The sequence below is a fragment of the Arthrobacter sp. V1I9 genome, from assembly GCF_030817075.1.
GTDB lineage: Bacteria > Actinomycetota > Actinomycetes > Actinomycetales > Micrococcaceae > Arthrobacter.
This window is the reverse complement of the sequence record NZ_JAUSYU010000001.1, coordinates 3383869-3405336: the sequence shown is the minus strand read 5'-3', so window position 1 is coordinate 3405336 and position 21468 is coordinate 3383869. Positions and strand designations below refer to the sequence as shown.

Here is a 21468-nt window from a genome sequence, read left to right as displayed (position 1 = left end):
ACACAACGGAGTGCACTGTGACGCTTGAAGCAGACGTTCTGGTCGCTTACCCGGCCGAGGTCCGGATTCCCGCCGAACTGGTGGCCAGTACCTTGGCTGCCTCCAACGCGGAGACCCGGCGTGTCCTGGTAGTGCTCGACGACGACCCCACCGGTACGCAGTCCGTGGCAGATTTGCCCGTGCTCACCCGCTGGGACGTGGAGGACTTCATCTGGGCCTTCGCCCAGTCCAAGCCCGCCGTTTACGTCCTCACCAACACCCGCAGCCTGGACCCGGCAGAGGCCGCCGCCCGTAATGAAGAAGTGGTCCGCAACGCCCTCGCTGCCGCGGGCTCCCCTGAGGAACTGCGCCTCGGCTTCGTCAGCCGCAGCGATTCCACCCTCCGCGGCCACTACCCGCTGGAGCCGGACGTCATCGCCGCCACGGTTGCGGACGTCAGCGGAGAAAAGACCGACGGCGTAGTGCTGGTGCCTGCCTTCCCCGACGCCGGGCGCGTCACCATCGGCGGCGTCCACTACATGCGGGGAACCGGTGACGCAGCCGGCACGCTGACGCCGGTGTCCGATACTGAGTTCGCCAGGGACGCCACCTTCGGCTTCGCTACCTCCGTGATGGCCGACTACGTTGAGGAGAAGTCCCAGGGCCGCTTCGCCGCGGATTCGGTCATCGTCCTGGACCTCACCATCATCCGTGCCGGCGCAGCTGCACAGGACGCCGCAGTTTCTGCGAAGGCCATCGCCGACGCTATCGACGCGGCCACGGACTCCACGCCTATCGTGGCGGACATCGTGACGGAGAACGACTTCCGGGCCCTTGCCCTTGGCCTGGAGGAAGCCGAACGCCGCGGCAAGAAGCTCCTCTACCGTGTGGGTCCGCCGTTCGTCCGCGGCCGCATCGGTCAGGAAATCCGCACCCCGCTGACAGCCGAGGAGGCCTTCGAGGGCAACACCCCGTCGGAAGCCGGCGGCCTGATCGTGGTGGGCTCCCACGTAGGGGTTACCACCCGGCAGCTGAACGTCCTCACCGCGGAACACAGCGCCGCCCGCATCGTCGAGATCGACGTCGAAAAGCTCCTCGGCGCTGACGCTGACGCACACCTGGACCAGACAGTGGACACCGTCGTCGAAGCCCTCCGCGGCGGCGACGTCATCGTCCACACCAGCCGGCTGCTGATCAAGACGGACGACCCCGCCGAAAGCCTGCGGATCGCTCGAACCGTCTCCGCCGCCGTCGTCGCCGTGGTGAACCGCACCCTGAAGACCTTCCCGCCGCGGTTCGTCATCGCCAAGGGCGGCATCACCTCCTCCGATGTGGCTGCCCACGGTTTGGAAATCCGCCATGCCATTGTCCGCGGCCCCATGCTGCCGGGCATCGTCTCGCTCTTGGAGCCGGTGGACGGGCCTGCCAAGGGCATCCCGTACATCGTCTTCGCCGGCAACGTGGGTGATGACCAGTCCCTTGCCGACGTCACCCGCAAACTCAGCAACACCTCCCCACTCGCCCCCTAACCTCGCAAGTCCCCACCGGTTCCCAACCCTCGCAAGCTCGGGTCGGGGCCCTCACCGGTGCGGCTCCACGGCCAGGGAACCCGGCGAGCGTGGCCCCTATTCAATCCAATGGAGAACACCATGACCAGCAACTACACCGTCACCGTCCTGGGCCTCGGCGCCATGGGCCTGCCCATGGCCACCCGGATGGCCTCGCAGCTGACCGTCCACGGCTTCGACATCGCCGAGCCCCGCCTGAAGCTGGCAGAAGAAGCCGGCATCACCACGTACGCCTCGGCCCGGGAAGCAGCAAAGGGCGCCGACGCCGTGCTCCTGGCCGTCCGCAACGGCGAACAGCTCAACGACGTCCTCTTCGGCGGGAACGGCGTGGCCTCCGTGCTGGAGCCGGGCGCCGTCGTTATCCTCGGCAGCACCGTGGGCACCGAAGCCATCCCCGCCACCGTGGCCAAGCTGGCGGAATACGGCGTCGAACTCGTTGACGCCCCGCTGTCCGGCGGCCCCAAGCGCGCCGGCGAAGGCGACCTGCTGATCGTCGTCGGCGCTTCGCCGGAAGCCCGCGAAAAGGCAGCCCCCGCGCTGGAACTGCTCGCCTCCACCCTCACCGTGGTGGGCGACAAGCCCGGCGACGGCCAGGCCCTGAAGACCGTCAACCAGCTGCTGTGCGGCGTCCACATCGCCGCCGCCGCAGAAGCCATGGCCCTCGCCGATGCGCTGGGCCTTGACCAGGCCAAGACCCTCGCGGCCCTCGAAGCCGGCGCCGCCGGTTCTTTCATGCTGTCCAACCGCGGCCCGCGCATCCCTCGAGGCGTACAACGAGGAAGGCGCCGAGGTCCTGTCCCGCCTGGACATTTTCGTCAAGGACATGGGCATCGTGGGCAAGGCCACCCGCGCCGCCGGCCTGGCAGCCCCGGTTGCCGCCGCCGCCGAGCAGCTTTACCTGCTGGGCCAGGCCCAAGGCCTCGCCGCCGCCGATGACTCCGCCGTCATCAAGGTGGTTGCCCCCACCAAGCGCACCAAGTAGCCCCTTCCACCCTATCCAAAGCCCGACGACGGCGGTCCCCCCTCCGCCGTCGTCGTATCCATCCAGTTCGCTAGGCTTAACTAGCGATGTCAAAGGAGACACACGATGAGCGCACTAGCTCTCCTGGCCATAGCAGTGGCGGGCGTCGCCCTGCTGCTGGTGGCCGTCATTAAGTTCAAGATCCCCGCCTTCCTCGCCCTGCTCGTGGTCAGCGTGGCAGTTGCCCTGGTGGCAGGCATACCGCTGCCGGATGTCATCAAGACCGTTACTGAAGGCATGGGCGGTACCCTGGGATCCGTAGCCATCCTTGTTGGCCTGGGCGCCATGCTCGGCAAAATGATCGAGATTTCCGGTGGTGCACAGGCACTGGCCGGCAAATTTACCCAGCTGCTCGGCCCCCGCCGGGTCATCGCCGCCTTGACCTCTGCAGCCTTCCTGCTGGCCATCCCGGTCTTCTTTGACGTTGGATTCATTATCCTGATCCCCATCATCTACGGCTTCGCAAAAGCCGCGGGCGTCAACCCGGTCAAGATCGGCCTGCCCGTTGGCGGCATCATGCTGGCCATCCACGTTGTTGTCCCGCCGCACCCCGGCGTCGTTGGCGGGGCCGGAATCCTCGGAGCCGACATCGGCTGGACTACCATCATCGGCCTAGCCCTCTGCATTCCCGTAGGCGTTCTGGGCTACTTCGTTGCCCGCCGGCTGAACCGCCGCGACTTCCCCATGCTGCCGGCCACCGCTGAGCAGTTCCGTCTCTTTGGCACCGGCACTTCGCAGGTCGAGCAGGAGGCTGCCCACGGCACTTCCACCGTCGCCGTCAAGAGCGAGGTCAAGACAGCTCCCAGCCCGGCAATGATCATCACCCTGATTGTCCTTCCGATCCTCATGATCATGGTGGGAACTGTCGGTGCGGTCATCCTGCCCAAGGACAGTTTCGCTTCCCAGCTGGCCGCCTTCATCGGCGCCCCGCTGATTGCGCTCCTCACGGCACTGGGTTTGGCGTACTACTTCCTGGGCATTCGCCGCGGCTGGTCCTCCCAGCACACCGGCGAGGTCATGGACTCCGCACTGGCCCCCACTGCGATCGTGATTCTGGTTACCGGCGCCGGCGGCGTTTTTGGCAAGGTGCTCACCGTATCGGGCATCGGGAAGGCCCTCGCCGAAGGCCTGCAGACTGCAGGCCTCCCCGTCATCGTGATGGCCTTCGTCCTTGCGGCCATCCTCCGCGCATCCCAGGGGTCCGCAACGGTGGCCATCATCACCACTTCCGGCCTGCTGGCAGCCTCGGTGGCGGACGGCGGCTTCTCACCCTTCCAGACAGCACTCATTCTGGTGGCCATGGGCTTCGGGGCGCTTGGCCTCAGCCACGTAAATGACTCCGGCTTCTGGATCGTGACCCGCTTTCTCGGCCTCTCGGTGGCGGACGGACTCAAGACCTGGACGGTGCTCACCACCATCCTGGGCCTGGCAGGGTTTGCCCTGACGTTCCTGGTCTGGGTTCTGACCGGGGGCCTGGGCGTCTGATGCGCACCCGACTCGACCACCTGGTCACCTCCGCCCTCCAGCAGGGCTGCGCCGTCCCGGCCTTCACCTGCTACGACTTCACCACTGCGCTGGCCGTGGTGGCTGCCGCTGAGGAATCCGGCCGCGGAGTTATCCTGCTGGTGACCCCCAAGACGGCCGCCACGTCCAACGGCCTGCGCCTTATCGGAGCACTCCGCGGCCTCGCCGACGCAGCCGCCGTGCCCGTGGCTGTGCAGCTGGACCACGCCAGTGACCTCCAGGTAATGTCCGACGCCGTCGCGGCAGGGGCGGATTCCGTCCTCGCCGACGGTTCGTCCCTTCCTTACGAGGACAACATTGCACTGGTCCGGGCGGCCCGTGAGCTGCTGGGACCCACCGTGGTGCTGGAAGCCGAGCTGGGCGGCCTCGCCGGGGATGAGGACCGCGCCTTTGGCGCGGACCAATCCGGCGTAGCCGTGGCGGGGCTGACGGATTCGGCCCAGGTGGAGGACTTTGTGTCCCGCACCGGCGCCGAACTACTGGCGGTCGCCGTCGGGAACGTCCACGGCAAGTACAAGGGGGAGCCGCAGCTGCGCTGGGACGTCCTGCAGGACATCGCGGTGCGGACCCACATCCCGCTGGTGCTCCACGGAGCGTCCGGGATCCCTGCGGAGGAGCTGGTGAAGGCTGCCTCCATGAACGTTGGCAAGGTCAACTTCAACACTGAGCTCCGCACTGGCGTGCTCGCAACCTTGGAGGAGCAGTTGCCGGGGCACCGGTCCGACGGCGAGAACCTCCAGGGCCTTTTGGGCCACTGGAACCAGTCCGCGGGCAGCTTCGCAACCACAGCGCTGGCAACGCTCACGCGCTGACGTGCTCTTGAAAGAGGGGGGCCAGGATTAACCATGATCCTGGCCTCCCTTCTTGCTGTGCTGATGGTGAAGGGTAAGCCGGGGCATTGCCAGCGGGGTGAAGTAGTGCCAGTGTCGAACCATGACCGAGAACACGATGTCCACCGAGGATAAGTTCACCCCCGACGTCTCGCTGAGGCGCAACGACGCGCATCACCGCTACGAGCTGCATGTGGGCGGCAAACTCGCCGTCCAGTCCTTCTACCGGGACCTTCCCGGCCATATCGACTTCAGCCACACCGAGACGTCGCCGGGCTTTGAGGGCCAGGGCCTGGGCAAGGTCCTTGCCCACTTCGCGCTGGATGACGTGGTGGCAGCGGGAAAACGGATCATCCCGCACTGCCCCTTCATTGCGGGCTACCTTCGCCAGCACGAGGGCTACGAGCAGTGCGTGGACTGGCCCGACAGCCCGGCGAGGAACGGCTCGGGAGCTTAAGGGGCGGCACCAGCAACCGCAAAGAAAACAATTCCTGCCCACGGACCGGGTTGCGCGTTATTGTGCGGCAGCGCCGGGTACCTTTCCTGGGCGCGGTCTTGCAGAGGGCGCACGCATTGTGAATCCGCGCCCTGTCTAAGGGCGCAGCGCACCGGGAAGGAATCCGGGATGAATCACCAGGAACAACTGTTTGACGTGGCTGTCATCGGCGGCGGGCCTGCCGGGCTCAGTGCAGGGGTTGCCCTCGCCAGGGCCTTGCGGTCCGTAATAGTGATCGACGCCGGTGGGCAAAGGAACCTGCCCGCAGAAGGCGTGCACGGTTTCCTTACCCGTGAGGGTATGAGTCCCAGGGAACTCCTGGCTGCCGGACGGGAAGAACTGGCAGAGTACGGCGGGGAAGCCATCGCCGGTGAGGTGAAGTCCGCCACGCGCGACGGCGACAACTTCGTACTCTCGCTCGACGACGGCACAACCTGCACCGCCCGCCGGCTGCTCATCACCTCCGGAATTCAAGATGAGCTCCCCGACCTGCCGGGGGTGGCCGACCGCTGGGGGCGGGATGTGCTCTACTGCCCTTATTGCCATGGCTGGGAAATCCGAAACCAAAAGGTGGGAGTGCTGGCCTCCGACGCCCACGCGGTTCTCCACGCCCTGACCTTCCGGCAGTGGAGCCCGGACGTGACCCTCCTGCTCAACGGCGAACTGGCGCTCAGCCCGGGCCAATCGGAACAGCTGGACGCACGGTCCGTCAAGGTCATTGAGGGCCGGGTCCGCGGGCTGGTAAGCCAGGACGACAAGCTCACGGCGGTTACGCTCGACGACGGATCGGCAGTACCGCTGGAAGTGCTGGTGGTCAGCCCCGAAACCGTCAGCAAGGCCAACATGCTCCAAGCCCTGGGGCTGGAGCCTGATGATCTGGAAGAGGGGCCGGGGCACGCGCCTGGCGACGGACGAATCGGGGCGCACGTCCTGCCCGGGAGTCTGGGCCGCCGGCAATGCCACCGACGTTTCCGCCCAGGTCATGACTGCGGCGGCTGCCGGGCTGAAGGCTGCCGCCGCCATTAACGCGGACTTGGTCCTGGAGGATACGCGCCTGGCGGTGGAAGCCGCCAGGGCTCCCGTTGCCCGTTAGCTCGCCAGGGCGTGCAGGCTGGCTACCGGGACATCGATGGTGAAACCGCAGCCGCAGCGGTAGGTGTCAACGCTGGCGGTCGGGGAGCCGGCGCTCACCGCAATGACCTGGGCACTGTCAACGTGGACGGGCTGGTGCAGCGGCGTGGCGTCCGGATCCACCAGCTGCATGGGGGCACGGCAATGCATCCGTGAATTCAGGGTGACCAGCAGCCCCGCATCCACCGGACGGATGAAGCTCAATGAGGCTTCTGCTCCTGCTTCGTGCTCCGCAGGAGCCCCTGGCTGGTTTTCTGTAACGCTGGTCATGATGGTCGTCCTTGGGCTTCTTCACGGTGCTGCCGGCGTTGGCAGCACCGCCGCGACTGCTTGCGGAGGTTCATTTACTACATAACCTAAGCATGCTTACTAATGGCTGGGCAAATCGGCGTGTGGCCCATGACACATGCGGCTTGGCCCGGTCTGCAGCAGATGCCGGCTATTCGTGCCGGACGGTTCCGCTGGCGGCCGCCCCTAGCCGCGCCGGCGCTGCCACTGGGTTGCGTGCCACAGCAGCAGTCCGATGACGGCGATGATGCCGCCCAGAATTGCATGCGGTGCAAGGGTGAAAACCATGAAAGCCAGCGGCATTTCTCCGCTCGACGGTCCCAGTGCCAGGTTGGCGTTGAGGAGCGCCGCGAGGCCGCCGCCGATCAGCACGGCAGCCATTGGCCATAGAACCACAATGAACGGGTTGATGCCGAAGCGACCCACGCCTGTCGAATTTTCCACCGCTGCAGACTGCAGCTTCTCGCTAACCGGGTTTCCGTCTTGGTCCACTTCCCGGAATCCGACCGCGCTTCCTGACTGCTCCACGTTTCCCCCAATTGATGCGCAGCAATACGCAGCCGTGGCTGCTGGTAGCCCAACCCTAGCGCTGGCACCCCGCGTTGTCTTGTCACACGGTCGGGCATGCGTGGGGGGACATTCTGCGGGAGCAGTGGCTCCGACTGCCAGTCAATGACGGCCCGTGAGGCAATATATGGCCGAAATTAGAACCCATGGGACCAATACATCACAAAAGTTTGATTAAAAGGGTGTCCTAAGTAAGGCTTGCCTTTGCACTTGGATGATCGCCGACCGACCGAAGGAAAACCGTGCCCCTGATGCCCCGTCTTGACGAGTTACAAATGGACTCCCCACCAAATAACCCCGAGCCGTCGGGCCAGGACTTCGGTTCGCGCGTGGAACTCGCCCTCGGAGCCACTAACCACCTCTTCAACGCGCGCAATTCACCCCGCTACGTGGCACAGGTCCTGCAGGGTGTCACAACCGTTGCCACCAAACTGGAGCGGGGCACACGGCCGTTCACCGGCGTCGCACCTACGGAGTTGAAGGCGCGGGTAGCGGCGGTTGACCTCGAAACGCCCCTGCCGGACACGGCTGCCGCGCTGCAGGAACTCGAAGACGTTTACCTGCGCGACGCGGTCTACTTCCACGACGCCAAGTACGCGGCGCACCTGAACTGCCCCGTGGTGATTCCGGCGTTGGTGGGTGAGGCCATCCTGTCCGCGGTGAACTCATCGATGGATACCTGGGACCAGAGCGCAGGTGCCACCATGATTGAACGCCGTCTCGTCGACTGGGCCGCGGAAAGGCTGCACCTGGGAAGCGATGCCGACGGCATTTTTACATCCGGCGGCAGCCAGTCCAACCTCCAGGCCCTGCTGATCGCACGCAACCACGCAGTGGCCGGGCTCCGGCAGGACCCGTCCCGGAGCGACCTCCGGCTCCCGGCCCTGCTGGACACACTACGGATCTTTACTTCCGAGGACAGCCACTTCAGCATCCAGAAGTCGGCATCCATGCTGGGCCTGGGGTTCGACGCCGTCATCACCGTTCCCTGCACGCCTGACCACCGCATGGACCCTGCCTCCCTCGCGGAGGCCATGGCGGAAGCGCACGACGCCGGCCTGTCGCCCATGGCGGTTGTCGCCACCGCCGGGACTACAGACTTCGGCGCGGTGGACCCGCTCGCAGAGCTCGCCGCACTGGCCCGGGCCTACGGCGCCTGGTTCCACATCGACGCCGCGTACGGCGGCGGCCTGATGGTTTCCGGCCGCTACCGCCACCTCCTGGACGGAATTGGGCTGGCCGATTCGGTAACCGTGGACTTCCACAAAACCTTCTTCCAGCCGGTCAGTTCCAGCGCATTGCTGGTCCGCGACCGCACCATGCTCCGCCACATCACCTACTACGCGGACTACCTCAACCCGGAAAGCGCCGCCCTTGCCGAGATCCCCAACCAGGTGGACAAAAGCATCCAGACCACCCGGCGCTTTGATGGGCTGAAGCTCTGGCTGACCCTTCGCATTATGGGCGCGGAGGCGGTCGGCGCCCTGTTCGATGAAGCCATAGACCTTGCCGCCCGCGTCGGCTCGCTCCTCGCCGCCGAGGACGATTTCGAACTGGCCGCACCGCCCCAGCTCAGCACCCTCGTCTTCCGGTACCGGCCACGCTTGGAATCCGGCGGGCGCCTCTCCGAAGACGCCGCCGATGCCCTGAACCCGGCCATCCGTGCCGCCGTCTTCGCCTCCGGGAAAGCTGTGGTTGCCGGGACGACAGTGGGAGGGCGCCACTATCTCAAGTTCACCCTTCTCAACGCCGAGGCCACCCTTGAGGATATTGCCGGGATCGTCTCCCTTCTGCGCCGCACCGGCGCGGGTCTGCTGCAGCGCGAGGTATCCGCGTGAGCACCTCCACCAACAGCAGGATTTACGACTTCGCTGCCGTCGGCGTCGGGCCCTTCAATTTGGGGCTCGCCGCACTTGCGGAGCCGGTGGAAGGAGTGAACGGCATCTTTCTGGAGCGCCGGGAAGCCTTTGACTGGCACCCCGGAATGATGCTGGAACCCGCCCACCTCCAAGTCCCCTTCATGGCCGATCTCGTCACCATGGCCGACCCCACCTCGCCCTACTCGTTCCTGAACTTCCTCAAGCAGACCGGCCGGCTGTACCGCTTTTACATCCGGGAGAACTTTTATCCGCTGCGTGCCGAGTACAACCAGTACTGCCAGTGGGTGGCCGGGCAGCTGCCCGCCGTGCGTTTTGGCACAGTTGTGCTGGACGTGACGTACCGCGACGGCGTGTACCGGCTTTCCGTCTCCGGCCCGGAAGGGCCTGGGGTGCTGCTGGCGCGGCGGCTGGTGCTGGGCACCGGCACCTCCCCGTACGTGCCGGAGGCCGCGGCAGGAATTCTGGCCCAAGCGGCAGCCGGTGGCGGGGGAGTGGTTATCCATAACGCCGATTATTTGGCCCGGAAGGCGGAACTGCAGCAGCAGCGGAGCATCACCATCCTCGGCAGTGGCCAGAGTGCCGCCGAGATCTACTGCGAGCTGCTGCAGGAATCGGACGCGCACGGCTACCAGCTGAACTGGGTGACCCGCTCCGGCCGCTTCTTCCCGCTGGAATACACCAAGCTCACCCTCGAGATGACCTCCCCCGAGTACGTGGACTACTTTCACGGCCTCCCGCAGCACCAGCGCGACCACCTCAACAAGACCCAGAAGAACCTCTACAAGGGCATCAACTCCGACCTGATCGACGCCATCTACGACCTGCTTTACACCAAGAGCATCTCCGGCATGGTGGACACCCGGCTGCTGACGCATTCGACCCTGACTGCCGCCCACTGGAACCCGGAAGCGGAAACCCACACCCTGCACCTGGAACACGGGGAGCAGGGCACGTCCTACACGCTGGACAGCGAAGCGGTGGTGCTGGCCACCGGTTATGGCTACCAGGAACCAGGCTTCCTGGCCGGCATCCAGGACCGGATCGCCCGGGACGCCGCCGGGAGGTTCGCCGTGGACCGGAACTACAGCACCGGCGTCGAACCCGGAGAAATCTTCGTCCAGAACGCGGAGCTGCACACCCACGGATTCGTCACCCCGGACCTGGGCATGGGCGCTTACCGCAACTCCTGCATCCTGCGGGAGATCACCGGCCGCGAGGTATACCCGGTGGAGCGCAGCATCGCCTTCCAGCAGTTCGGCGCGCCGGCAGACCTGGGGGTCTTTGAGACGGTGTCAGAGGCTGGAACAGGGGTGCCGGCGTGAGGTTCACGTTCCGCTGCCTCGACCCAGAAGCCGACGCGCCGCTCCTCCACGCCTGGGTAACTCAACCCTACGCCGCGTTCTGGGGCATGCTGTCCGCGAGTGTGGACGACGTGGTGGAGGAGTACACAAAAATCCAAACCAACGGCCACCACCACGCATTGCTGGGGCTCGACGACGGCGTCCCCGCCTTCCTGATGGAGGAATACCTTCCAGCGTTCTCACCGCTGGCGCCGGTCTACCCCGTCCTCCCCGGGGACCTGGGCATGCACCTGTTGGTGGCGCCGCCGGCGGAAGGGCCTGAACCTGGTTACACCACCGCTGTCATGGACGCAGTCCTGGACCGGCTGTTCGCCAAGCCCGGAGTGGACCGCGTCGTGGTGGAACCGGATGCGGGCAACACCAAAATCCACGCCCTCAATGAGCGGCTGGGCTTCCAATTCGCCGGGGTAGTCACCCTGCCGGATAAGGACGCGCTGCTGAGCTTCTGCAGCCGCGATGACTACCTCGCCGCCCGCGCGGCCTTGCCCCTCACCCGTACCACCCTCCAGGAAGCCGCACTATGACCATCCACCTCGAATCCTCCACTCCTGCCCCCGCCACGGACCTTGCCCCCGCAGCTGCCGCACCCCACCTCACCGGCGACCGGTGGGACAGGGCAAACCGGCACCTGCTCCGCAAGGCGCTCGCGGAGTTCTCGCACGAGCGGATCCTTGCCCCGGAACCGGTCGCTGAAGAGCCGGGCAGCTACCGGGTGCGGAGCGACGACGGCACGCATGAGTACCGTTTCAGCGCACGGGTCCTCGAACTCGACCATTGGTCCGTCGACGCCGATTCCGTCCGGTACTTCCTGCACGGCACCGAAGCGCCGCTGGACGCGCTCGAGTTCATTACGGCGTTCTCGGGCACCCTTGGCATCAACCTCCAGATGCTCCCCGTGTACCTCGAGGAGATCAGCAGCACCCTGGCGAGCCACGCCTACAAGCAGTGGGCCGGCCAGCCGTCGGCCGCCGAACTGGCGGCGGGGGTCACCGGCGGACTGGACCGCGCGGTCGACTTCCAGGCCATCGAGCGGAGCATGACCGAGGGCCACCCTTGCTTTGTGGCCAACAACGGACGCCTGGGCTTCGGCCTCAACGACTACCGCGCCTTCGCCCCCGAAACGGGCGCTCTAGTGCAGCTTGAATGGATCGCCGTGCACCGCAGCCACGCCGTCTTTACGTCCAGCGCGGGGCTGGACTACCAGGCCCACCTGAAGGCCGAACTCGGCGCATTGCTGGGCCATTTCGCCGCCGGATTGCAGGTGCTGGGCCGGGACCCGGACCAGTACTTCCTGATGCCGGTGCACCCGTGGCAGTGGGAGAACAAGCTCACCGTGACGTTCGCCGCGGAGATCGCCCGGCAGCGCATCGTCCACCTGGGCACCGGGACGGACAGCTACCAGGCGCAGCAGTCCATCCGTACGTTCTTCAACACCAGTGTTCCGGACCGCCACTACGTCAAGACTGCCTTGTCCGTGCTGAACATGGGTTTTATGCGTGGGTTGTCGCCGCAGTACATGAAGGCGACCCCGGCCATCAACGACTGGCTGCGGAACCTGATCGAGGCGGACGGCGCACTCCAGTCACGCGGGTTCACCATGATCGGCGAAATCGCCGCCATTGGCTACCACAACGGGTACTACGAGGCCGGGTCAACCAACGGCTCGCCATACCGGAAGATGCTGTCCGCGCTGTGGCGCGAGAGCCCGCTGCCGCTCCTGCAGGACGGGCAGCAGTTGGCCACCATGGCGTCGCTCCTGCACGTGGACTCCGAGGGCACGTCGATGGTTTCCGCCCTCATCGAACGCTCGGGGCTGGCGCCGGAGCAGTGGTTGCGGCGGTACTTCGAGGCGTACCTGGTTCCGCTGGTGCACTGCCTGTACCAGTACGAACTGGCCTTTATGCCGCACGGCGAGAACGTCATCCTTGTCCTCGAGGATGGCGTGCCGGTCCGCGCCATCATGAAGGACATCGCGGAGGAAATTGTGGTCATGGGAGACAGGCTGGACCTGCCCGAAGAGGTGTCACGGATCAAGGCGGACATTCCGGACGACGAGAAGGTGCTGGCCATATTCACTGACGTCTTCGACTGCATCTTCCGCTTCCTGGCCGCGCTCCTCGAGGAGGACGGAAAGCTGAGGCAGGAGGAGTTCTGGCGCACAGCTGCTGCCGCCATCAAGGACTACCAGGCACAGCATCCCGGGCTGGCCGACCAGTTTTCACGGCATGACCTCTTTACCGCAGACTTTGAGCTGTCCTGCCTCAACAGGCTGCAGCTGCGCAACAACCAGCAGATGCTGGATTTGGCGGATCCTTCCGGCGGGCTGCAGATGGCCGGGCGCCTGGCGAACCCGTTGGCGAGGTTCGCGGGGCAATAACCCAGGACAGGACACCGGTGGCTAGGCTGGCAGCATGACTGCAGACATCGCCGCAACCACAGCCCTTATCACCGGTGCCAGTGCAGGCCTGGGTTCCGAGTTCGCACGGCAGCTCGCGGCCAAAGGGTGCAACCTGGTGCTGGTGGCGCGGAACCGGGCCCGCCTCGAGGAAACAGCGGCGGGCTTGGAACAGCGCTACGGAATCACGGCCGAGGTGCTGCCCGCGGACCTGACGGACGACGCCGGCGTGGCCGCCGTCGTCAGACGCCTGTCCGAACCGCAGCGGCCGGTGGGGATCCTGGTCAACAACGCAGGGATCGGGCTGCTGCACAATTTCGAGGACAACCCCATCTCGGAGGAGAAGAAGCACCTGAAGCTGCATGGCGAGACGGCCATGGAGCTCACCCATGCTGCGCTGAAGGGCATGCTGGAGCGGGGCAGCGGCCGGATCATCAACGTGGCGAGCATCGCCGCGTTCCTGCCCAGGGGAACTTACTCCGCGGCGAAGGCGTGGCTGGTGAGCTTCAGCCGCTGGGCCAACCTCACCTACCGCCCGCGCGGCATCAAGGTCACCGCGGTATGCCCAGGCTTTACCCACACCGAATTCCACGACCGGATGGGAATGGACAAGTCCGTGGCGCCGTCATGGGCCTGGCTGAACGCTGAGCGGGTAGTGCGGGAGGGCCTGGCGGACAACGAGCGGGGCAAAGCGGTGTCCATCCCGTCCAAGCGGTACAAGGCAGTGGCGGCGCTGGCGAGGGTGGCGCCGGCACGGTTAGTGGCGGGACCGGCGCGCAAACCCAAATAGAACTGCAGGGTTGCGCGTACCCGCCCGCCGCACTGCAACCACCACAGCGATTCCCACCAATGCACCCACCAGCGTCTCGACGCCGCGTTCCAGAATCAGGACTGCGGGGTCGATGGGGTCGGCGAGCTGGGTCATCAGGAGGATCACCGGCGTAAAGGAGACCATGGCCAGGCCGTAATGACGGGCCATAAACAACTCGGTGGTGAACTGGAACAGGATCACCAGCAGTGCCAGCAGCACGGCTTGCCGGCCGGGGAACAGCCCTGCCAGGGACCACGGGCCGGGCATGATGACCGCGGCTGTGACCGCCAGCCCCACGAACGTCCCCACAATGCGGTGGATCCCGCGCCGGACGCTGCTGGGGAGGTCGGCGCCGGCGAGAGGCACGGCCGCGGCTGCCATGGCCCAGTGCGGGTGGCCGCTGCCGGACAGGACCCCGACCGTTCCCGCGGCGCCGACAGCGAGGACGTACCGGGCAGCGTGCATCAGCAACTCAGGGCGGCCGGCGGGCTGTTCGGCAGGAGCGCTCCGGACGGCCCCGCGCTGCCAGGACCTGTGGCGGATCCAGCCGCCGAAGCCCACCAGTAGGGAGAAGGCGGCCGACCCTGCGGCGATGAGCATGGCGACCTGCCAGGGAACCTCCATAGGTACCGAGGCGCAGGCTCCGAGCGCAAGGACGCCGAAGAAGGGCCCGTTGGGTTTGAGCCGGACCCGGTCCGCGAACACCGATCCGACGCCGGCCAGCACTGCTTCGACGGCGACGAGCCACCACGAGTGCAGGTGGTTGACGGACAGGAACAGGCCGACAGCAACCCCGCCGAGCAGGACTACCGCGGCCTGGGCCTGGTGCCGGAGGCGGAGCTGGTGCGGTTCCGAGCGGCCGTACATGCCGGTCAGGGCACCGAAGACGGCATACATGATGAGGTCGGTGTGGCCTGCCGCCAGGAGCAGGAGCGAGGGCACTGCAACGCTGATGGCTACCCGCAGTGCTGCGAGGTGGTCCCGGTTGGCCGGCTCCAGCCGATGAAGGGCGCGCACCTGCTCCACAAGTAGCTTCATGGTGCACCGTCCCTGCTTGTCACTGAGTTCCTTCCGGGCCTTTCGGAACGTATCACCGGCAGCTCCATCCGGGCCATTCCCGGGCGGCCACAGGACATAAATGAACATGGCGGCAAGGCCTGAGGTGGCAAGGCAAAGGCCCGTTCTGCGCAGCTTCCGCAGAAGCTGCGCAGAACGGGCCGGGAGCGTTGCTACAAGGCCTCCCCGGTGGGGGACTGCCTGGGTGCTGTCGCCTGCCTGGTTGCGCGGCTAGACCTGGGCGGGAGCCTTTCCGGCAGAACTCGAATCCGTGATGTCCTGGGTCTCGAACGGCAGTTCGTCAAGATCGATCAGCGGGTTCTCATCCTGTGTGGCCACCAGCTCGCGGGCCTCTGCCTGGGTGTCCACGCTGGGCATGGAGCCTGGCAGCGGGCGCTGGGCCGACTCCTTCAGGAAGTAAATGGCGACGGCACCCACCAGGGACGTGCCCATCAGGTAGTAGGCCGGCATCATGTCGTTGCCGGTGGCACTGATGAGGGCTGCCACGATGAACGGGGTCGTTCCGCCGAAGATTGCCACGGAGAAGTTGTAGGCGATGCCCATGGCGCCGTAGCGGCTGGACGTGGGGAACTGGGCCGGGAGTGCGGAGGCCAGGTTGGCCACGTAGAACGTCACCGGGAACGCGATCAGGGAAAGGCCGGCCAGCGTGGACCAGATTTCGCCGATGCCGATCAGCAGGAAGGCCGGGGTTGCCAGGACAACCGTACTCAGCGCTCCGATCCACAGGACAGGGCGCCGGCCAATCCGGTCGGACAACTTTCCGGTGAGCGGGATGCAGAGGCTCATGACCACCAGTACGGGGATGGTCAGCAGCGTGCCGTGCACCTCGTCGTAGCCCTTGGACTCCGTGAGGTATGTGGGCATGTAGGAGGTGAGGGCGTAACCGGCGGTGTTGGCTGCCGCAACCAGGATCATCGCCACGATGATTGAGCGCCAGTAAGCCTTCACGATTCCCACCGGGCCCTTGACCGTGGCGTCATCCGAGGCGGCGGCGTGCTTGGCAAGGTCTTCCTGTGCGTCCAGGGTTGCCTGGAATTGGGGAGACTCCTCGATCTTGCTCCGGAAGTAGACGGCGATCAGGCCCAGGGGACCGGCAACCAGGAACGGAATTCGCCAGCCCCACTCTTCCATGGCCGCCTGGCCGAGGGTCAGCTGCAGGGCGGACACCAGTGCCGCGCCGAGGGCGAAGCCAAAGTAGCTGCCCATATCCAGGAAGCTGGCGAAGAAACCGCGTCGCTTGTCCGGGGCGTACTCGCTGACGAACGTAGTGGCGCCGGCGTATTCGCCACCCGTGGAAAAGCCCTGGACGATCTTCAGCAGCACCAGCAGGCCTGCTGCCCACAGCCCGATCTGGGCGTAACCGGGAAGGAGCCCGATGGCGAAGGTGCTTGCCGCCATGATCATCAGCGTGGTGGCCAGGATCTTCTGGCGGCCCATCTTGTCGCCGAGCCAGCCGAAGATCACGCCGCCGAGGGGGCGGGCGATAAACGTTGCGGCGAAGGTCCCCAGCAGGAAGAGCGTCTGGGTGGTGGGGTCGGACTCCGGCAGGAAGACGGGTCCCATGGTGGTGATGAGGTAGCCGAACACGCCAACGTCGTACCATTCCATGGTGTTGCCGACGATGGTTCCGCCGAGGGCCTTTTTCAGCATGGGCTGGTTGACAACGTTGACGTCCGACTCCTTGAGCCGGCGGCGCTTCAGGATATTCGGCTTCCGCGGACCCCTGGCAGCCGAGGCTGGGGTGCCGGGGGGTGAAACTGGGTCGGTTCCGGAGGCGTTGTAATCGCCTGCGGAAGAGTCGGTGATGCTTCGGTCTGTGGGCATTTGGGTAACTCCCGTGGAGGTCATTTGCTTGCGACTTGTAGCTGCCCCGCTCCGGGCAGGCCTTCAATTTTACGCGAATGCCATGGCACGGGTGTGCCTGATGCCGTAGGGTTACCCCTTTTAATGGCCCTCAACTGCCGGTTCCCGGAAACTTCTTTCCCGGCTTTTCCCGCGCCAGCACTGGGATCGGTGACCCCCGGCGCCATCGTTACCGAATCTTTTTCCTTTTGGACGTCCGAAACCCTCTTTTGCCCCGTATCTGCGCGGAATAGTGACGCCGCCCACGGCTTCTGCGCCGTCCCGCAGCTAACCCGCATGACCCGGCCGGGGCCGCCGTCGTTCTTACTTGCAGCCGCTGCTGCTCCAAGGGGTTCACAGGTGCCCTGCGCTTCCCTATGGTTGTGCCATGGGAACACTTTCTTTCAAGTAGGCGCGCGCCCGCGGCCAGGCCACTGCCGGCCGCTCCTTCTGTTGCGGAAGGCCCGATGTGGGCCTCTATTTTTAGCACTTCATTTCACTGCGGAAAGGAAGAACAATGGCTGACGAAAACACTGGAAAACACATAGCGCCGGAGTTGGCGGATCACCTGGCGGAGGCAATGGAAGCCCCCGACATGCCTGGTGCAGCGGCCCCGCTGTCCCCGATGGGGACGAACGGCCAGCGGACCTGGCCGGACGGCAACGGGAAACGGCGGCATCCCAGGGAACGTGGTTCCAGCCACGGCTGGATGGGGCAGGGGGCAGCCGTGACAGCGGTTCACCGCACCGGCCGGCCGCAAATGCCGCACTCCTCCTAGCGCAACTCGAAATCACAATCGACACGCAGGTTACCTGGCGGCCCCGTTATTAGGTGGTCGCCAGGTAATTTCTGCGCCGAGGGGGAATGGTCGAGTCCCGGTCAGCCTTCCCGGACCACCTCGGCCGGGTCCTTGTCCAGCCGCCAGCCGCGCCAGACCGGATGGCGGAGCCGCCCCGTCCCGGTCCATTCGCTGTACGTCACTTCGCCAACAAGCTGCGGGGTTACCCAGTGCGCGTCCGCCGAGTCCTCGCGCGGAACATCCTGGAAGGGGGACGTTTTTCGGGCGAGACGGTCCACGGTCTGCCGGAGTTCCGTCAGCTCGCGGAAACTGAAACCGCTGCCCACCCTGCCCACGTAGCGCAGGTTCCGGCCGTCCGGGATGCCTACCAGCAGCGACCCCACCGAGTCCTGGCGGGCGCCCTTGCCGGGCCGCCAGCCGCCCACCACCACCTCCTGGGTCTGGTCGAGCTTGAGCTTGATCCAGGTCCGCGTGCGCCGGCCGCTCACGTACCGGCTGTCGGTGCGCTTGGCCATCACGCCCTCGAGGCCCAGTTCCTGCGCGCTCTCCAGGATGTGCTCCACCCGGTCCTCGAGGACCGTGGAAAGGTCCACCGGGCTGTCGGACGGGCTGAAGAACTGCTCCAAACGCTGGCGGCGCTTGATGAGGGGCAACCTGCGGAGGTCGGTCCCGCCGTCGTACAGCAGGTCAAACAGCATCAGCCGGACCGGGATGGCCCTGCGTGCTTTGGCCACATCGCCGGGCCGGGTGAGTTTCATGCGTCCCTGGAGCAGCCCAAAGTCCGGCCGGCCTGAAGGTCCGACGGCGATGATCTCGCCGTCCGCGACAAACGGCTGGGGCGGCCAGCTGTCCCTGTCCGTGAACTCGGGGTAGGTCTTGCTGACGTCGTTCCCGTTGCGGCTGAAGATCCTGACTATCTCCTCGTCGGCGACGAGGAGGGCGCGTATCCCGTCCCACTTGAGTTCGAACTGCCAGTTGCTGCCCTGGAGGTCCGCCATCGTCCCTGACGTGGCCATCATGGGGCCGAAATCCTCGGGTGACGCCGAAGGGGCGGGCGACGGCGGAACTTGGGATGGCTCTTCGGCTTCCTCTTCCGGCTCCGCGGCTTCCTCCGGCCCGTCATCCGGTACTGGCACGGAATGGTGCCTGCTGCTCGGATGGTCCTTGTCCATGAGGTGTATGAGCCACTGGCCTTCGGAGTCCCTGCCCTGCCCGCGGCCGGTATGGATCAGCGCGAACTTCCGGGTGCCGCCCAAGCCGCCACCCTCGGAACCTGTGAGGGTGACGATGACTTCCCTGCCGTTGATCCACTTGTGCAGTTCATAGGTGCCGGTGTCCCAGATGGTCATCTCACCGGCGCCGTACTCACCTTTGGGGATGGTGCCGTGAAAAGTGAGGTAGTCCAGCGGGTGGTCCTCGGTCTGGACCGCCAGGTGGTTCTTGCCACCGGTTTCGGGAACCCCCTTGGGCAAGGCCCAGGACACAAGGACGCCGTCGTGCTCCAGTCGCAGGTCGAAGTGCAGCCGGCTGGCATGGTGCTCCTGGATGACAAAGCTGTCCCCGCTGCCCTCCGCGCCGGCAAAGGGCTCAGGCGTCTTTTTCGGGTCGCGCATGGAGCGGTATTTGCCCAGCCGCGGGTCGCCGTCGTCATCCTTGTCAGGGGCGTCCGCGTTGGGGCGGGAGGCGCGGACGACGGCAGCGAACGGCTCCGTGCCGTCCTGCACCCTCCGCAGCACCTCCTGGTAGTCCAGGTGCCGAAGGCCCGGAGTGCTGATCTCCTGCCAAGTCCGGGGCGCAGCAACCATAGGGGTGGGGCGGCCTCGGAGCGAATACGGAACGATGGTGGTTTTGGCCGCATTGTTCTGGCTCCAATCCACCAGCACCTTGCCTTTGCGAAGGGTCTTCTTCATGTCGCTGACCGCCAGGTCAGGGTGGTCCGCCTCCAGTGCCCGCGCCAACTCGCGGGCGAATGCGGAAATTTGGTCGGAGCTCTGGCTTCGGTCCAGTGCGGCGTACAGGTGGATGCCTTTGCTGCCGCTGGTTACCGGGACCGGATCCATGCCCACGTCCTCGAGGATGGAGCGGGCCAGGAGCGCCACCTCAACGCACTCCTCCAGGCCCGCACCTTCGCCGGGGTCCAGGTCCAGCACCAGCCGGTCAGGGTTCAGCTGGTTGCCGTGTGAATCCACCTGCCACTGGGGAACGTGAATTTCCAGCGAGTTGATCTGGCCGAACCACGTGAGCGTGGCGGGGTCGTTGACCATCGGATAGTGGATGGTCCGGTCCTTGTGCGTGATGGCGGCACGCGGCAGCCAGCCCGGGGCAGAGTCCTCGAGGTTCTTCTGGAAGAACACCTCGCCCGGCTTCTCCGCGGTGCCCACGCCGTTGACCCACCGCTTCCTGGTAGCCGGCCTGTCGGCAGCAGCGGGGATCAGGACACGGGCCACCGCGGCGTAGTAAGCCAATACGTCGGCCTTGGTGGTGCCGGTCTCCGGGTAGATGACCTTGCCCAGGTTGGTGAGGGTCAATTCCCGGCCCGCAACCCGGACACGCTCCTTAGCTGCGGCCATAGGGCTTCACCTCCGGGGCTGCGTGATGTTGACTTAGGGAATGAGAGCCATCTGGAAAGGTGCCATCGCGTTTGGCCTGGTCAACGTACCCGTGAAGGTCTACAGCGCCACCGAAGATCATGACATCAGTCTGCACCAGGTCCACAACGCCGACGGCGGCCGTATCCGCTACCAGCGCAGGTGCGAAGTTTGCAGCCAGGTCATTGATTATTCGGATATTGAGAAGGCCTACGAGGAGGACGGCCGGACCGTCATCCTTGCCAAGGACGAGCTCAAGGCCATTCCGGCGGAGAACAGCCACGAGATCGAGGTGGTGCAGTTCGTCCCGTCCGAGCAGCTTGAACCCATGATGTTCGAGAAGAGCTACTACCTCGAGCCGGACTCGAAATCGCCCAAGGCCTACGTGCTGCTGCGCCGGGCGCTGGAGGACACGGACCGGGTGGCTATCGTCCAGTTCGCGCTGCGCGAGAAGACCCGGCTGGGTGCCTTGCGGATCAAGGACGACACCTTGGTCCTCCAGTCCCTGCTCTGGCCTGACGAGGTACGCGAAGCCAACTTCCCTTCCCTGGAGGCGGATATCAAGATCTCCGCGCAGGAACGCGACATGTCCGCGGCCCTGGTGGAGTCCATGGCAGCCGACTTCGACCCCGCCCACTTCACCGATGACTACCAGGTGCAGCTGCGCCAGCTCATCGAGGCCAAACTCGAACAGGGCGACTCCCTTGATACCGACGAAACGTTTGGCGTGGAAGCCGGCGAGGGCGGCAAGGGCGAGGTCATTGACCTGATGGAAGCACTGAAACGGAGCCTGGACCGGAAGCGCGGAGGCGGATCCGATGCTTCCGCCGCAGGCTCGGGCGACGAAGACTCGGCCGAGTCCGGCGACGACGAGGAAGAAGGCGCCAAGCCGGCGCGCAAGAGGGCTGCGGCCACCAAACAGACGGGGAGTAAGTCTGCCGACACGAAATCCACGGCGGCCCGGTCCGCCAGCAAGTCCACCGCCGCGAAGTCGACCGGCACAAAGACCAGCACGGCAAAGACCAGCACGGAAAAGTCCACCGACACCAAGTCCGCTGCAGCGAAGTCCACGGCGGGTAAGACCGCGGCCAAACCTGCCGCCAAAAGCACCACCAGCAAGGCAACCGGCACCAGGGCGCGGAAGCCGGCGTAATGGACCGGAGCCTGCGGCGCCTGTTCGGTGGGTTAATGCCATGAGTATGAAACTACTAAGCCTGCTTGCTTTCCGGTAGTCGGTACCGCTTCGCAGCCGGGCTGCCTGCAGCAGAGTCTTTACGCCTGCCGTCTTGGGGCTCCCCTCTTTGCGGCCCG

The 21468-nt window shown here is 65.7% G+C and carries 17 protein-coding genes and 1 pseudogene; 13 read left to right on the top strand and 5 right to left on the bottom strand.

The genetic code is table 11. The features are described 5' to 3' along the window. The first annotated feature begins 17 nt into the window (after positions 1-17). The 6 genes and pseudogenes from QFZ70_RS15895 (at position 18) to QFZ70_RS15870 (ending at position 6444) form a co-directional block, all read left to right on the top strand. Entirely contained in the window at positions 18-1508 is a 1491-nt protein-coding gene (locus QFZ70_RS15895) for a four-carbon acid sugar kinase family protein (RefSeq protein ID WP_307096973.1), read from the top strand. A 120-nt stretch (positions 1509-1628) separates the two neighbouring features. Beyond that, positions 1629-2529: pseudogene (locus QFZ70_RS15890) on the top strand (NAD(P)-dependent oxidoreductase). Positions 2530-2634: 105 nt separating this feature from the next. Next, positions 2635-4053, top strand: a complete 1419-nt coding sequence (locus tag QFZ70_RS15885; RefSeq protein ID WP_307096971.1) for a GntP family transporter — start codon at positions 2635-2637, stop codon at positions 4051-4053. Beyond that, entirely contained in the window at positions 4053-4904 is an 852-nt protein-coding gene (locus QFZ70_RS15880; protein WP_307096970.1) for a class II fructose-bisphosphate aldolase, read from the top strand. The genes QFZ70_RS15885 and QFZ70_RS15880 overlap by 1 nt, the downstream gene beginning before the upstream one ends. Before the next feature lie 121 nt (positions 4905-5025). Further along, positions 5026-5379, top strand: coding sequence for a GNAT family N-acetyltransferase (locus tag QFZ70_RS15875; RefSeq protein WP_307096968.1), 354 nt, complete (start codon positions 5026-5028; stop codon positions 5377-5379). A 168-nt stretch (positions 5380-5547) separates the two neighbouring features. Further along, on the top strand, positions 5548-6444 hold the full coding sequence (locus tag QFZ70_RS15870) for an NAD(P)/FAD-dependent oxidoreductase (RefSeq protein ID WP_307096966.1): 897 nt from the start codon (positions 5548-5550) through the stop codon (positions 6442-6444). A 63-nt stretch (positions 6445-6507) separates the two neighbouring features. Here the strand turns inward: QFZ70_RS15870 and QFZ70_RS15865 are convergent, their stop codons facing one another. Together QFZ70_RS15865 and QFZ70_RS15860 are read right to left on the bottom strand one after the other, a co-directional pair. Beyond that, positions 6508-6819, bottom strand: a complete 312-nt coding sequence (locus QFZ70_RS15865) for a hypothetical protein (protein WP_307096964.1) — start codon at positions 6817-6819, stop codon at positions 6508-6510. 204 nt (positions 6820-7023) lie between these two features. Next, a complete protein-coding gene (locus QFZ70_RS15860) occupies positions 7024-7281 on the bottom strand; it encodes a hypothetical protein (RefSeq protein ID WP_307096962.1) in 258 nt (85 codons plus the stop codon). A gap of 398 nt (positions 7282-7679) precedes the next feature. On the opposite strand from QFZ70_RS15860, the gene QFZ70_RS15855 reads away from it, so the two are divergent. Genes QFZ70_RS15855 through QFZ70_RS15835 form a run of 5 tightly spaced genes read left to right on the top strand, consistent with a single transcriptional unit; the run spans position 7680 to position 13830 of the window. Next, complete coding sequence (locus tag QFZ70_RS15855) at positions 7680-9242, top strand: aspartate aminotransferase family protein (protein ID WP_307096961.1); 1563 nt, start codon at positions 7680-7682, stop codon at positions 9240-9242. After that, on the top strand, positions 9239-10606 hold the full coding sequence (locus tag QFZ70_RS15850; protein WP_307096960.1) for a lysine N(6)-hydroxylase/L-ornithine N(5)-oxygenase family protein: 1368 nt from the start codon (positions 9239-9241) through the stop codon (positions 10604-10606). The genes QFZ70_RS15855 and QFZ70_RS15850 overlap by 4 nt, the downstream gene beginning before the upstream one ends. Beyond that, on the top strand, positions 10603-11169 hold the full coding sequence (locus QFZ70_RS15845; protein WP_307096958.1) for a GNAT family N-acetyltransferase: 567 nt from the start codon (positions 10603-10605) through the stop codon (positions 11167-11169). The genes QFZ70_RS15850 and QFZ70_RS15845 overlap by 4 nt, the downstream gene beginning before the upstream one ends. Further along, complete coding sequence (locus QFZ70_RS15840; protein WP_307096957.1) at positions 11166-13022, top strand: IucA/IucC family siderophore biosynthesis protein; 1857 nt, start codon at positions 11166-11168, stop codon at positions 13020-13022. Before QFZ70_RS15845 ends, QFZ70_RS15840 begins: the two co-directional genes overlap by 4 nt. 34 nt (positions 13023-13056) lie before the next feature. Then, positions 13057-13830: an SDR family oxidoreductase gene (locus tag QFZ70_RS15835; RefSeq protein WP_307096956.1), complete on the top strand. Its 774-nt coding sequence runs from the start codon at positions 13057-13059 to the stop codon at positions 13828-13830. On the opposite strand, the gene QFZ70_RS15830 is transcribed toward QFZ70_RS15835, so the two are convergent. Both QFZ70_RS15830 and QFZ70_RS15825 read right to left on the bottom strand, forming a co-directional pair. Then, positions 13798-14889, bottom strand: a complete 1092-nt coding sequence (locus tag QFZ70_RS15830; RefSeq protein WP_307096954.1) for an FUSC family protein — start codon at positions 14887-14889, stop codon at positions 13798-13800. The genes QFZ70_RS15835 and QFZ70_RS15830 overlap by 33 nt on opposite strands. A gap of 249 nt (positions 14890-15138) precedes the next feature. Beyond that, positions 15139-16752 carry an MFS transporter gene (locus QFZ70_RS15825; RefSeq protein WP_307096953.1) on the bottom strand — a complete coding sequence of 538 codons (1614 nt, stop codon included), beginning with the start codon at positions 16750-16752 and terminating at the stop codon, positions 15139-15141. A gap of 535 nt (positions 16753-17287) precedes the next feature. Between QFZ70_RS15825 and QFZ70_RS15820 the strand changes: the two genes are divergently transcribed. Next, positions 17288-17548: a hypothetical protein gene (locus tag QFZ70_RS15820; protein WP_307096952.1), complete on the top strand. Its 261-nt coding sequence runs from the start codon at positions 17288-17290 to the stop codon at positions 17546-17548. 101 nt (positions 17549-17649) lie between these two features. On the opposite strand, the gene QFZ70_RS15815 is transcribed toward QFZ70_RS15820, so the two are convergent. Continuing rightward, entirely contained in the window at positions 17650-20139 is a 2490-nt protein-coding gene (locus QFZ70_RS15815; protein ID WP_307096950.1) for an ATP-dependent DNA ligase, read from the bottom strand. Positions 20140-20179: 40 nt separating this feature from the next. On the opposite strand from QFZ70_RS15815, the gene QFZ70_RS15810 reads away from it, so the two are divergent. Then, on the top strand, positions 20180-21310 hold the full coding sequence (locus QFZ70_RS15810; RefSeq protein WP_307096949.1) for a Ku protein: 1131 nt from the start codon (positions 20180-20182) through the stop codon (positions 21308-21310). Positions 21311-21468 lie beyond the last annotated feature (158 nt).